7 protein-coding genes are annotated in these 14076 nt (G+C 68.0%); 4 read left to right on the top strand and 3 right to left on the bottom strand.

Annotation, left to right across the window (positions count from 1 at the left end; translation table 11 throughout):
• Position 1 precedes the first annotated feature (1 nt).
• The 3 genes from treS to PK98_RS16090 form a co-directional block, all read right to left on the bottom strand.
• Positions 2-3250, bottom strand: coding sequence for a maltose alpha-D-glucosyltransferase (treS, locus tag PK98_RS13425; RefSeq protein ID WP_081996242.1), 3249 nt, complete (start codon positions 3248-3250; stop codon positions 2-4).
• A complete protein-coding gene (locus PK98_RS16420) occupies positions 3247-6270 on the bottom strand; it encodes an alpha-1,4-glucan--maltose-1-phosphate maltosyltransferase (protein ID WP_152608667.1) in 3024 nt (1007 codons plus the stop codon). Before PK98_RS16420 ends, treS begins: the two co-directional genes overlap by 4 nt.
• 90 nt (positions 6271-6360) lie before the next feature.
• The gene (locus PK98_RS16090) at positions 6361-6882 is read right to left on the bottom strand and encodes a MarR family winged helix-turn-helix transcriptional regulator (RefSeq protein WP_161792445.1); all 522 of its coding nucleotides are present in this window, start codon (positions 6880-6882) and stop codon (positions 6361-6363) included.
• 206 nt (positions 6883-7088) lie between these two features.
• Here PK98_RS16090 and trxB point away from each other — a divergent pair, with 206 nt between their 5' ends.
• From trxB to PK98_RS13395, 4 genes are all read left to right on the top strand, one after another.
• Positions 7089-8087, top strand: a complete 999-nt coding sequence (gene trxB / locus PK98_RS13410; protein WP_039097337.1) for a thioredoxin-disulfide reductase — start codon at positions 7089-7091, stop codon at positions 8085-8087.
• Positions 8088-8253: 166 nt separating this feature from the next.
• Positions 8254-11376: a bifunctional proline dehydrogenase/L-glutamate gamma-semialdehyde dehydrogenase PutA gene (gene putA, locus PK98_RS13405; protein WP_039097336.1), complete on the top strand. Its 3123-nt coding sequence runs from the start codon at positions 8254-8256 to the stop codon at positions 11374-11376.
• 329 nt (positions 11377-11705) lie between these two features.
• Entirely contained in the window at positions 11706-13562 is a 1857-nt protein-coding gene (locus PK98_RS13400; RefSeq protein WP_081996239.1) for a rhamnogalacturonan lyase, read from the top strand.
• Positions 13559-14044: a hypothetical protein gene (locus PK98_RS13395; protein WP_039097335.1), complete on the top strand. Its 486-nt coding sequence runs from the start codon at positions 13559-13561 to the stop codon at positions 14042-14044. Before PK98_RS13400 ends, PK98_RS13395 begins: the two co-directional genes overlap by 4 nt.
• Positions 14045-14076 lie beyond the last annotated feature (32 nt).

The following is a 14076-nucleotide window of genomic DNA, read 5'->3' as shown; positions in this document are numbered from 1 at the left end:
GTCATTCACCATTCTCCTGCAGCAATGCGCGCGCTGCCTGCGCCAGTCCGCCGGCCGGCACGCCGATCCAGTCGGGGCGGTTCGCCGCCTCGTAGCCGATTTCGTAAGCGGCCTTCTCCAGTACGAAGAGCAGCATCATCGGATCGCGCTTCTCCGTCCCGTGATAGCCTTCCAGGAACGCCTCGATCGCACGGCGACGGAACATCTCCGCTCCCTCGCCTGCGCGTTCCTCGTGGCTTTCGGATGCCGCCGGACGGTTGCTGCCGGCAACCGCGGCGGCATAATCGAAGGACCGCAGCATGCCGGCCACGTCGCGCGCCGGCAGATCCTTGGCCCGGCGTTCATGCAGCGGCCGGGCCGGCTCGCCTTCGAAATCGATGATCATTACATCATGCCCGGTCATCAGCACCTGCCCCAGATGCAGGTCGCCATGGATGCGGATGCGCTGCTGTCCCTCGGCCTGCTTCGCCAGTTCGGCAATCGCATCGGTGATGGCGGCCCGATTGTCGGCCAGCCAGCCGGCATCCGCCGCCACGTCTTCCGACAGCTCGGTATCGGCCAGCCGGCCGATCGCCTGCGCCACCTCACCCGCGACCCGCGCACCCAGCGCCTCTGCATCGGCGGCGCTCATCTGCTCGGGCGCGAAGTCGGCATTGCCGGTCGGGCGCGCCAGCACCTCGTGCATCTCCGCCAGGCGGCGCCCCAGATTGGCGGCGAAGTTCTCGTAATTGGAGAAGCTCCAGTCCGTATCGGTCGACAGCCGCTCCAGCGCGTTCAGCGTCCACTGCCAGCCATCGCCCTGATTGTAGACGAAGGCCTGCGCGATCATCAGCAGCGTCTCCTCGCCGCTCTCGTCCACGCGGGTCACCGTGCCCATGACGGCCGGCACGTTGGCGAACCCGTTCTCGCCCAGATAGCGGGTCATCTCCGCATCAGGGTGTACGCCGGGCGCCAGCTTGCGCAGCAGCTTCAGCACCGCCTGCTGGCCGACGATCACGGTCGAGTTCGACTGTTCGGCGGACAGCCATTCCGGCTCGCCCTCCGGCTCCAGGTCGAAGGCGGGCGTCGCGGCGAAGCGCAGTTCGCCGCCGTCAGCCGGCACCGTCACCCCGTCACGCATGGCGGCCAACACGCTGCTGGCGAAGGTCAGGGTGGCGAACCCGTCGGTCAGCAGCCCGACATTGCGCCCACGGCGCACCCGCCCCAGCGCCAGGTTGCTGGCAAAAGGCCCGGACCGCTCGCCTTCCCAGGTAATGCCCAGCGGCAGGGTATAGATCGCCTCCTCGCCATCGCTGGTCACGGCAAGCTCGCCCAGCAGCAGGTCGTCCGCGCCGGGCAGCGCGGTGGTGCGCAGCAGGCTGACGCCGTCGATCCGCGCATCCTTGCCACCGAACCAGCGGCGACCACCCAGATAGGCGGGCAGGATGTCGCCCTCCAGCACGGCACGGTTGCCACCCCGGGCCACGTCGGCCAGTTCCGGCCGCAGCACGAAGGTGTGCCGCTCGCTGTCGAGCGACGGCGCCGCGCTGGCCCAGCCGGGCGCGTCGCCCTGCGTCAGCTCGAACCACAGGAAGCCGTATGGCGGCAGCGTCAGCAGGTATGGCAGCTGGCCGATGGCCGGGAAGGATTCGCCGCCGGTCAGCTCCACCGGGGTGCGGCCTTCATATTCGTGCAGGTCCAGCTCCACCGCCTGCGCATTCCGGCCCAGATTGGCCACGCACAGGATCGTCTCCGGCCCGTTTGCCCCTTCGAAGGTGCGCAGATAGGCCAGGATCCGGCGGTTGGCCGGTCGCAGGAAGCACTGCTCGCCCCGTCCGAACGCCTGGTAGCGGCGGCGCACGGCCAGCGCCCGCTTGACCCAGTTGAGCAGCGAGTGGCGGTCACGCTCCTGCGCCTCCACGTTCACCGCGGCATAGCCGTAGAGCGGATCCTGGATCGCCGGCAGCGTCAGCGTGGCAGGATCGGCCTTGGAGAAGCCGCCATTGCGGTCCGGCGACCATTGCATCGGCGTGCGCACGCCATCCCGATCCCCCAGGAAGATGTTGTCGCCCATGCCGATCTCGTCGCCATAATACAGCACCGGGGTACCGGGCATGGTCAGCAGCAGCGCGTTCATCAGCTCGATGCGGCGCCGGTCCCGCTCCATCAATGGCGCCAGGCGGCGCCGGATGCCCAGATTGATGCGCGCGCGGCGATCGGCGGCGTAGGTGTTCCAGAGGTAATCCCGCTCCGCATCCGTCACCATTTCCAGCGTCAGCTCGTCATGGTTGCGCAGGAAGATCGCCCATTGCGCATCCTCCGGGATGTCGGGCGTCTGCCGCATGATGTCGGTGATTGGGAAGCGGTCTTCCTGCGCCACTGCCATGTACATGCGCGGCATCAGCGGGAAATGGAACGCCATGTGGCATTCCTCCGTCACGTCCTCCCGCGCACCGAAATATTGCTGCGTGTCCTCCGGCCACATGTTGGCCTCCGCCAGCAGCATCCGGCCGGGGTAATGCTGGTCCAGGTCGGCGCGGATCTTCTTCAGGACCTCGTGGGTCTCGCCCAGGTTCTCGTTGGAGGTGCCGTCCCGCTCGATCAGGTAGGGGATCGCATCCAGCCGCAAGCCATCGATCCCGGCGTCCAGCCAGAAGTGCATGACGTCCAGCACTTCCTGCAGCACGGCCGGATTGTCGAAGTTCAGGTCCGGCTGGTGCGAATAGAACCGGTGCCAGAAATAGGCGCCCGCCTCCTCATCCCAGGTCCAGTTGGATTTCTCCGTGTCCAGGAAGATGATGCGGGTGCCGGAATACAGCTTGTCGTCGTCCGACCAGACATAGAAGTCCCGCTCCGGGCTGCCCGGCGGCGCCTTGCGCGCGGCCTGGAACCAGGGGTGCTGGTCGGATGTGTGATTGATGACCAGTTCCGTGATGACCCGGATGCCACGCGCATGCGCGGCGTCGATCAGCGCGCGCAGCTCCTCGATCGTGCCGTAGTCAGGCGACACATCGCGATACTCGGCAATGTCGTAGCCGTCGTCGCGCCGGGGCGAGGGGTAGAAGGGCAGCAGCCAGATCGCCGTCACGCCCAGGTCGGCGATGTAGTCCAGCTTCTCCATCAGCCCGGCAAAGTCGCCGATCCCGTCATTGTTCGCATCGAAGAACGACTTGACGTGCAGCTGGTAGATGACCGCATCCTTGTACCACTGCCGATCGTCCGCCGGATCGACAAAGGTTGCGCTGGTGGTGGAGGGGGCAAGTTCGGTCACGATGCGTCCTTGGGCAGGCTGAAGCGCCAGATGCGATAGGGTTCGTCCGGGGTCAGGTGGATGGTCTGCGCCTTGCCGTGCAGCTGGAAGCTGTTGCCTTTCGCCAGATCCTCGACCGCGATCGTGCCGTGATCGGGCAGGCCGAACTGCCACAACGGCACCTCGTATGTGCAGCCATGGGCGTTATGCGGATCCATGTTGACCATCACCATGATCATCTCCGCCAGTGCGCCATCGCCGACGGCGGGCTTGCCGTACCAGATGATCTGATCGCTGTCGGTGGCATAGAAGCGCGTGTTGAGATGCGTCTGCAGTGCCGGATGCGCGCGGCGCAGATGGTTCAGCAGCGTGATATCGTCCACGATGTCGCCGGTCCGGCGCGCCTGGTACGGGCGGATCTCGTACTTCTCGCTGTCGAGATACTCCTCCTTGCCTGGCCCCAGCGGCGCGGCGTCGCACAGCTCGAACCCGGAATATACGCCCCACAGGCCGGACAGCGTCGCCGCCAGCACTGCACGGATGCGGTGCGCGGGGCGGCCGCCGGTCTGCAGGAAGTGCGGGTTGATGTCGGGCGTGTTGACGAAGAAGTGCGGGCGGTAGAACTCCTTCGGCGCCGTTGTCGTCAGCTCCTCGATATATTCGGTCAGCTCCGCCTTGTGGTCACGCCAGGTGAAATAGGTGTAGCTCTGGCTGAAGCCGACCTTGGCCAGACGGTACATCATGGTTGGCCGGGTGAAGGCTTCGGACAGGAAGATCACCTCCGGATGCAGGCTGCGGACCTCCCCGATCATCCATTCCCAGAACGGCAGCGTCTTGGTGTGCGGGTTGTCCACGCGGAAGGTCTTCACCCCTTCCGCCACCCACAGCAGGATCACGTCACGCAAGGCGTTCCACAAGCCGGGGATCGCATCCGGCGCATAGAAATCGACATTGACGATGTCCTGGTACTTCTTGGGCGGGTTCTCCGCATATTTCATGCTGCCATCCGGACGCCAGGCGAACCAGCCGGGGTGCTCCTTCAGCCACGGATGATCGGGCGAACACTGGATGGCGAAGTCCAGCGCGATCTCCAGCCCATGCTCGTGCGCGGCGGCGACCAGCCTGCGGAAATCGTCGAAGCTGCCCAGTTCCGGGTGCAGCGCATCGTGCCCGCCATCGGGACTGCCGATGGCGTAAGGGCTGCCGACATCGTCCGGCCCGGGCGTCAGCGTGTTGTTCGGCCCCTTGCGATTGGCGGTACCGATCGGGTGAATCGGCGGGAAGTACAGCGTGTCGAAGCCCATATCGCGCACATGCGGCAGGATGCCGATCACATCGGCAAAGGTGCCGTGCCGCGCCTTGTCTTCGGTAATGGAGCGCGGGAAGATCTCGTACCAGCTGGAGAAACGCGCCTCGACCCGCTCGGCATCGACGAGCGCTGGCGCGCTGACGATGCGGAAGGGGCGGTCATCTGCCGTCGCCATCAGCTGCGCCAGTTCGTCCGACAGCAGCAGCGTCACGCTGTCTGCCTCGCTGGCGCTTTCCAGCCGGGGCAGCAGCCCGGCCAGCTGCTTGCGCACGTCGCCCGTCATGCGCGCGATCGCTTCGGCCACGATGGCGCGGCCTTCGGCATGGTCGACCGGCTGCGCGACCTCGGCCACGACCTTCTTGCGGAAGTCGCGGCGGAACCCGCCCCAGCGATCCAGCCAGCCTTCCACCACGAACTGGTGCCGGCCAAGGCGGGTCAGCGGAAAGCGGGCGCGCCAGCGATCATTGGGCAGCTGCTCCATGGCCACGCGCTGCCATTCGTCACCGTCGCCCGCGCGCCACAGCAGTTCGGCCGCGAGCTGTTCGTGCCCGTCGCCGAACAGGGTGGCAGTGACGGTCACGTCCTCCCCCACCACGCGCTTGGCGGCAAAGGCGCCGCCATCCACCACCGGCTCGATCGCTTCCAGCACCAGCCGCGGCATGGATGCCAGCGCGGCAGGATCGGTGCGTGGCGGCTGCGCCGTGATGGGCTTCGCGGCATCCAGCGTGACGCGGCTGACCTCGCCCGCGGCCAGCGTCACGGGCGTGATGCCGGCGGTGAAGCGGGCACCGGCGACGGACAGCTGCGCAGATGTCACCACCGCCTCGTCACTGCCGCCATTGGCGAGGATCAGCTCCGCCCGGGTGGCCAGCCGCGCATCGGCCCCGTCGGTGCGCAGGAGCGCCAGCACCGGATCGGCGCCGGAGGACAGGCGCACCAGCGGGCCGGAGAACGCCGCCGCACCAGCCGGCTGCACCGTCAGTTCGCTGCTGGCGGGCAGGATCACTCCACCGCCGAGGGCTTGCGCCAGGGCGGCCTGACACGCGCTCGCACCGCCCGGCAGTTCATGCAGCACGCGCCCCGCGCGGGACAGGATGTTCAGCTCCTCCAGCAGCCACGGGGCGGCACCATCCCACCAGCCGAACGAGGATACGAGATAATCGCAGCCGGCCCCCGCCAGCGCCAGCATCCCCGCCCGGTCTGCCCCTGCAGGCCCGGCGATGAACAGGAACTCCGGTGCGCTCCGGACCAGCTGCTCCCGTATTGCGGCAAACAAGGCAGGCGACAGCGATCCGGGTGCCAGCCGCAGGCCGGCAAGGCCCGCCTGCGCCAGCTCGGCCAGCCGCTCCGCCAGTATGCCGGCGAACAGCGGCTGCCAGGCAGGGTCGCGGAAGCGTGCGCGGGCCTCGCCCGTCAGCGGCATCGGCTTGCGCGGGTCGACGATGCCACGCGGGGCTCCGTCGCTGCGCAGGGCAAAGGCGGCCGGGTTGGCGGCGACCAGCGGATGGTCGTGCACGAACCGGGCCGGGTCCGCCTGCAGGATCAGCCGTGCCCCGGCGGCCTTTGCCGCCGTCACCCACTCGCGCAGCGGCGCGTCGATCGCCGGATCGAACAGGCCGGGCAGTTCGATGATCCATCCATCCGCGCCACCGGTGGCGGCTTGCCCCGCGGTGCCGGCCTCCGACTGGTTGCGGTCATAGGCGCGGACAATCTGCAAGGCGGCAGCAGGCAAGGGCGATCTCCCGGATCGTCAGGTGTTCGGTTCGCCTACTCAAACCCTGCCCGGCACCATCGTTCCAGCCTGCATGCCCATCTCGGGGCGTCAGTCGCCCTCCGGCTCCGGCAGTCCGTCGTCCAGCCGTTCCAGCAACAGCGCCAGCTGATCCGTCAGGGTGACGACCTGTTCGGGGGTGAACCCTTCGAACAGGCGGTCACGCAACGGGTCCACCACGCCGAAGATCTCCTCCAGCGCGGTCAGGCCGGCATCGGTGATGGTGACGTAGTTGGTGCGCCGGTCATGTGGCGCCTGCTCGCGCGCGACCAGCCCGTCCCGGCTGAGCGTGTCGACCATGCGCGTCATGGTCGGCCCTTCGATGCGCAGCCGCTTGGCAATGTCGATCTGCGCGTTGGGGTCGGGCGCGTTCATGATGGCGGACATCGCCTCCATCCGGGCGGAACTCTGGCCGATCGGGCGCAGCTTCTCGTCCAGCAGCGCGCGCCACCGGCGGGCGACCAGCACCAGGTTGATCGTCAGGCGGATATCCGGCGTGGTGCCGCCTTCGCGATAGATGGCGAAGGCGCTGGCGGCGCGACCTTCGGGCTGGTCGCTCTTGGTACTGTCCATGCTCATTCTCGATTCAGTGACACATTCATGGCCTCGTTCGCGGTGCAGGCCAACCGCACCGACGCTTCCACGCTCCGCTCCACTGTCCTGGAGCCCTCTGGACATAGGAGGCTAACAAGTCCAGCACTGTTGCGACCGGGCTTGATCCGCCGCCATCCAGGCGCCACCTGAGCCGCTGGATCGACGGACGGGAACTTTTGGCAGACATGACGACGCACACCACGCGGATGCTGATCATCGGCAGCGGCCCGGCGGGGCTGACGGCGGCCATCTATGGCGCGCGTGCAGGGATGGAGCCGATCGTGGTGCAGGGCCTGCAGCCCGGCGGGCAGCTGACCATCACCACCGATGTGGAAAACTATCCCGGCTTTCGCGACGTGGTGCAGGGCCCGTGGCTGATGACGGAAATGCAGGCGCAGGCCGAACATGTCGGCACCCGCATGATCTGGGACACCATCACCGAGGTGGACATCGACAGTGGCACCCCCTTTCGCGCGAAGGGTGACAGCGGCGACGAATATGTCGGCGACGTGCTGGTGATCGCCACCGGCGCGCAGGCCAAATGGCTGGGCGTGCCGGGCGAACAGGCGCTGGGCGGCAAGGGCGTGAGCGCCTGCGCCACCTGCGACGGGTTCTTCTATCGCGGCAAGAAGGTCGCGGTGATCGGCGGTGGCAACACCGCGGTCGAAGAGGCGCTGTACCTGACGCACCATGCGGAGGAGGTCACGCTGATCCACCGCCGGGGCGACCTGCGCGCGGAGCGGATCCTGCAGGACCGGCTGTTCGTCCACCCCAAGATCAAGGTGCTGTGGAACAAGCGGGTCGAAAGCTTCGAAGGCGATCCGATGCAGGGCGGCCTGACCCATCTGGTGCTGGGCGACATGGAGACGGGCGAGTTCAGCGACTTCGTCTGCGACGGTGCCTTCGTGGCGATCGGCCATGCCCCCTCCACCAGCCTGTTCCAGGGCAAGCTGGAGATGGACGACAATGGCTACATCGTGGTGGAGCCGGGCACGCCCAAGACCAACCGGCCCGGCGTGTTCGCCTGCGGCGATGTGGCCGACCACACCTATCGCCAGGCGGTGACCGCGGCCGGAAGCGGCTGCATGGCGGCGCTGGATGCCGAGCGCTTCCTGGCAACCCTGGAATATGTCCGCAACGAACAGGCAGCCCATGCCAGGGTCGAAGCCGAGGCGGCGGAATAGCTGCCGGCCGGGGCGCTGCGGAGTCGTTCCGCGGCGCCTTGCCCGCGGTTGCGTTTTACCAGCCGAACCAGCAATTTGCGGGCAGTTGCACCGGCCTGTCCGGCAACAGAATAGCGCCCGTCGCGCGCCGCTTGCGCCGTCGATTTGACAGGTCCAAGGGCGAAAAATGATCGATCGCTCCGCGCTCCGCACCGCCTACCGTCAAGACGAAGCTGCCTGCATTGCCGAACGGCTGCGCCAGGCCGCACCTGCGCGTGAGGCGCATGGCGAAGCCCGTGCCCTGGCCATCCGGCTGGTGGAAGGCGCGCGGCAGCGCAAGGCCAGCGGGCTGGACGCCTTTCTGCAAAGTTATGGCCTGGGCACGCAGGAGGGGATCGCGCTGATGTGCCTGGCAGAGGCATTGCTGCGCGTGCCCGATGCCGACACCGCCGACGCGCTGATCCATGACAAGTTGGCCGGGATCGACTGGTCGGAACATCTGGGCGAATCCTCCTCCACCTTCGTCAATGCCGCGACCTTCAGCCTGATGCTGACGGGCGAGGTGCTGCGCGGCGGCAGCAAGGCCGATGCCGGGTTCGCCAGCAGCCTGCGCCGGGCGGTCGGCCGGCTGGGCGAGCCGGTGATCCGCCAGGCCACGCTGCAGGCCATGCGCATTCTGGGTGGGCAGTTCGTGTTCGGCCGGGACATGGAAGAGGCGCTGAAGCGCGCCGATCCGGAACGGCGCCGCGGCCTGACACACAGCTTCGACATGCTGGGCGAGGCAGCGATGACCTTCGCCGACGCGACCCGCTACCGCGACAGCTACATGGCGGCGATCCGCCGGCTGGCGCGCGAGTCCGCAGCCGGCGTGGCAGACAGCCCGGGCATCTCGGTCAAGCTGTCGGCGCTCTATCCCCGCTACGACTACCTCCATGCCGAGGTTGCGCGTGACGCGCTGGTGCCGATCGTGCGCGAACTGGCGGTGGCAGCGCGCGATGCTGACATCCACTTCACCATCGATGCCGAGGAAGCCGAGCGGCTGGAGCTGAGCCTCGACATCATCGAGGTGCTGGTGGCGGATGATGCGCTGTTCCGGCGCGCCGACGGGCGACAGTGGGAAGGCTTCGGCCTGGCGCTGCAGGCCTATCAGAAGCGCGCCGTGCCGCTGTGCAGCTGGGTTGCCAGCCTGGCACGCGCGCATGGGCGGCGGCTGATGGTGCGGCTGGTCAAGGGCGCGTACTGGGATGCCGAGGTGAAGCAGAGCCAGGTGGGCGGCTTTGCCGACTATCCGGTGTTCACCCGCAAGATTGCCACCGACGTGTCCTATCTCGCCTGCGCCGCGCGGCTGCTGGCGGCGGCGGACGTGCTTTATCCCGCCTTCGCCACGCACAATGCCTACACGATCGGCGCGATCGAGGCGCTGGCGCAGGACCAGGGCAATCCCGACTTCGAGTTCCAGCGGCTGCACGGCATGGGGGAGGATGTCTATTCCGCCCTTGCCGCCGAAGGGCACAGCCGCCGCGTGCGCATCTATGCCCCGGTCGGCGGGCACAAGGAACTGCTGGCCTATCTGGTGCGGCGCCTGCTGGAAAACGGCGCCAACAGCTCCTTCGTCAACCGCATGGCCGATGCCGCCATTCCGGCGGCCGACCTGGCGACCGATCCGGTGGCGGAGCTGGCCGCGCTGGTACCGCAGCGCAACCCGTCCATCCCGCTGCCGACCGACATCTTCCCCGGCCGCCGCAACTCGGCCGGTGTGGACCTGGCCGACCCCCTGGTGCGCGAACCACTGCTGGACCGGCTGGCCGCGCTGGACGCGCGCGAGTGGGGCGCAGCACCGACCGTCGTGGCGGAGGCTGCCGGCGCGGCGGATCGCACGCGCCCGGTGATGAGCCCGCATGACGGCACGCTGGTCGGCCATGTGCTGGAGGCGGAACCCGCCGATGTGGACGCCATGCTGGCGCGCGGCACGGCAGCGCAGATCGCCTGGGACGGTGCCGGTGGCGAATATCGCGCGCGCCTGCTGGAACGCGCCGCCGACCTGTTCGAGGAACACACGGACGAGATCCTGGAGCTGTGCCGGCGCGAGGCGGGCAAGACCCTGCCCGATGCCGTGCTGGAGCTGCGCGAGGCCGTCGATTTTCTGCGCTTCTACGCGCAGGAGGCGCGCCGGCATTTCACCGGCAACGGTCTGCTGCTGCCCGGCCCCACGGGCGAGGAGAACCGCCTGCGCCTGCATGGGCGTGGCCTGTTCGTCACGATCAGCCCGTGGAACTTCCCGCTGGCGATCTTCATCGGCCCCGCCGCCGCCGCGCTGGCGGCCGGCAACAGCGTGATCGCCAAGCCTGCCGAGCAGACCCCGCTGATCGCCGCCTTCGCGGTGCAGCTGTGCCATGCGGCCGGCATCCCTGACGATGTGCTGCAGCTGGCCCCGGGTGACGGCCGGGTCGGCGGGATGCTGACCGGTGATCCGCGCGTGGCCGGTGTGGCCTTCACCGGCTCCACCGCCACGGCGCACCTGATCAATCGCGCGCTGGCCATGCGGCCCGGCCCGATCGGGCAGTTCATCGCCGAGACCGGCGGGCAAAACGCGCTGATCGTCGACAGCTCCGCCCTGCCCGAACAGGTCACGCGCGACGTGATGAGCAGCGCGTTCCAGAGCGCCGGCCAGCGCTGCAGCGCGCTGCGCGTGCTGTATCTGCAAGAGGATATCGCCGACAGCATGCTGGCGATGATCCGCGGCGCGTTCGACGCGTTGCAGATCGGCGACCCCGCGCTGCTGGCCACCGATGTCGGACCGGTGATCGACCGGCAGGCGCAGGGACAGCTGAACGACCATCTGGCCGAAATGCGGGTCGCCGGCCGCAATGTCTGGCAGGCGGTTGTGCCGCCGACCTGCGCACACGGCAGCTATGTCGCGCCGGCGATCGTGGAGATCGACGCGATCGGCGACCTGCAGGCGGAGAATTTCGGCCCCGTGCTGCACGTCGCCCGCTTCCGCGCCGGCCAGCTGGCCGATGTGGTCGAGCAGATCAACGCCACCGGCTATGGCCTGACGCTGGGCCTGCACAGCCGGATCGAAGGCAACCGCCGGCTGGTGGAGCGCCGGGCGCGGGTCGGCAACTTCTACGTCAACCGCAACCAGATCGGCGCGGTCGTCGGCAGTCAGCCCTTCGGCGGGGAGGGGCTGTCCGGCACCGGACCCAAGGCCGGCGGCCCGCATTATCTGGCGCGCTTCGCCACGGAACGGGTGACGACCGTGGACACTACGGCGGCGGGCGGCAACGCCACGCTGCTGGCGAACCTCTAGGAACGGCGCCCTCCCTTTCGCGGGAGGGCGCGCCTGCCCGCGTCAAGGCTGTTGGCGTGGCCGTTTGCCGACAGAGTGTGTCTTTTTGTATCAGGATCACTCGCCTCTCGACACCTGATCCGCATGCCGATAGCTTTGCACTTATATTATAAGTGTTGAGGATGGCATGATCGGACGGGAGTCCACCCGGCGCGCAGTGCGTGACCGGGATGTATGACAGCGGCGGTTTTCGGCCGCTTTTCTCCAATGCACCATCACCCAGCCTGAGAGTGCCGGGACAGACCGGATAGTCCGTCCAGAACAATAAGAATGACAAGGGAGAGAACGTGATGGGTGTTTTCGGACGCAAGCGGATCCTGCTGGCAAGTGCCTGGCTGGCAGCCACCGCTGCAACGATGGTCCTGGCTGCGCCCGCGGCGGCGCAGCAGCGGCAGATGGAGACGCTGGACCGCGGGCTGGTGGTCGTGCCCGCTCTCGAAGGCGGCAACCTGGTGTCCTGGCGCATGCTGCGGACCGACAGCAACGCCATCCGCTTCAACGTCTATCGCGACGGCACCCTGCTCAACCCCACGCCGATCGCCGACCGCACCAACCTGGTCGATACGGGCGGCAGTGCATCGTCGACATACACGGTGCGCGCGGTGCTGAAGGGCATTGCCGAGGCGCCGAGCGCGTCCGCTGGCGTATGGACCGCCGGATACCTGTCGATCCCGCTATCCCGTCCGACCGGCGCATCCGGCGTCACCTACAGCGCCAACGATGCCAGCGTCGGCGATCTGGATGGTGACGGCCGGTACGAGGTCGTGCTGAAATGGGATCCGTCCAATGCGAAGGACAATTCGCAGTCCGGCGTGACCGGCGACGTGTTCATCGACGCCTACCGGCTGGACGGGACGCGGCTGTGGCGCATCAACCTCGGCCGCAATATCCGCGCCGGCGCGCACTATACGCAGTTCATGGTCTATGACTTCGACGGGGATGGCAAGGCGGAGGTCATGATGAAGACCGCCGACGCCACGGTCGATGGCGTAAGCACGGTGATCGGTGACGCTGCGGCCGATTACCGCAACTCCGCCGGCTACGTGCTGGCCGGGCCGGAATATCTCAGCGTCTTCAACGGCCAGACGGGTGCGGCGATGGCGACCATCCCCTACAATCCCCCGCGCCATCCCGACACGCTGACGCCGACCCCCAGCCAGATCAACACGGTGTGGGGTGACAATTACGGCAACCGGGTGGACCGCTTCCTGGCAGGCGTAGCCTATTTCGACGGTTCGCGCCCGTCGGCCGTGTTCGCGCGCGGCTACTACACGCGCACCACGCTGTGGGCGGTCGACTGGCGCAATGGCCAGCTGACGCAGCGCTGGTTCTTCGACAGCAATGTCGCGGGCAGCCAGTATCGCGGACAAGGCAACCACCAGCTGGCCATCGCCGACGTGGACAGCGACGGTAAGGACGAGATCATCTACGGCGCGATGGCGCTGGACGACAACGGCACCGCGCTGTGGAACAGCAACCTGAAGCACGGCGATGCCATGCACGTGACCGACCACATCCCGTCCCGCCCCGGCCTGGAAAAGTACGGCGTGCACGAGGATTTCCGCACCAATGGCGGCATCGGGTCGTCCATGCTGGATGCGCGCACGGGCCAGGTGATCTGGTCGACCCCGGCCAGCAGCGACATCGGGCGCGGCGTGGCGATGGACATCGATCCGCGTCACCCGGGTTCGGAGGCCTGGGCCGCCAGCAGCAACAACCTGTACACCGCCACCGGTGAGCTGATCGGCACGCGGCGGCCGAGCGCGGTCAATTTCGGGATCTGGTGGGATGGCGACCTGCTGCGCGAGCTGCAGGACCAGACCCGGATCGACAAGTGGAACTGGGAAGCGGGCACCGCCACCCGCCTGCTGACGGCCGATGGCACGGTCAGCGTCAACGGCACCAAGGCGAACCCGTCCCTGACCGCGGATATCCTGGGCGACTGGCGCGAGGAGACGATCCTGCCGAGCACCGATTCCAGCGAGTTGCGGATCTATGCGACGCCCTATTCCACGACACGGCGCCTGCGCACGCTGATGCACGATCCGGTCTACCGCATGTCGGTCGCATGGCAGAACGTCGCGTACAACCAGCCGCCGCATACCGGGTTCTACCTGGGTGAAGGCGCCAACCTGATCGGGAAGTGAGCGTGCGCGGCGGTGCCGGACCATCGCGGGCCTGGTGGGGCGCAGGCGCCGCCCTGGCCGGCATCATCGCACTGGCTGTGTTCGGCACCGACGGGATGTGGGACGGGGGGTCGATCACCCCCGTTCCCACGCAGTCGGCCCCGGTCGGGGCGCCATCCGCCGTGGCGCAGACCCAGGCTCCTCCTGAGATCGGGCCGCCCAAGGCGCCTGCGCTACCCGACGCGGTGGCCGCGGCCCCCGATGCCTATGTCGGGCAATGGGCCGATGCGGCGGGCAATCGGCTCACCGTCACCCGGACCACGCCCGAGCGCTACGCGCTGGTGCTGACCAACGGTCCGGCGGTCGAGACCTATGACGGGGTGCTCAGCGACGGGCGGGTGCATTTCGTGCGCGGGATCGACGGGGACTGGCTGCAGGCGCGCAAGGGCGATGCGAGATGCCTGTATCTCGGCACGGGGGAGAGCTTCTGCCGCACGGGCTGACCCCTGTGCCCGCAGGATCGCTTGCCTCTCGG

This window comes from Croceibacterium mercuriale, from assembly GCF_000802385.1.
In the GTDB taxonomy this organism is placed as follows: Bacteria; Pseudomonadota; Alphaproteobacteria; order Sphingomonadales; family Sphingomonadaceae; genus Croceibacterium; species Croceibacterium mercuriale.
The sequence above is the reverse complement of the archived record's forward strand: the minus strand, read 5'-3'. Positions and strand labels throughout refer to the sequence as shown.

What these genes read in the sequence shown, in the direction of transcription:
- PK98_RS16090 (WP_161792445.1), bottom strand. Translation starts at nt 6,882, where the DNA reads ATGGACAGTACCAAGAGCGACCAGCCCGAAGGTCGCGCCGCCAGCGCC.
- trxB (WP_039097337.1), top strand. Translation starts at nt 7,089, where the DNA reads ATGACGACGCACACCACGCGGATGCTGATCATCGGCAGCGGCCCGGCG.
- putA (WP_039097336.1), top strand. Translation starts at nt 8,254, where the DNA reads ATGATCGATCGCTCCGCGCTCCGCACCGCCTACCGTCAAGACGAAGCT.
- PK98_RS13400 (WP_081996239.1), top strand. Translation starts at nt 11,706, where the DNA reads ATGGGTGTTTTCGGACGCAAGCGGATCCTGCTGGCAAGTGCCTGGCTG.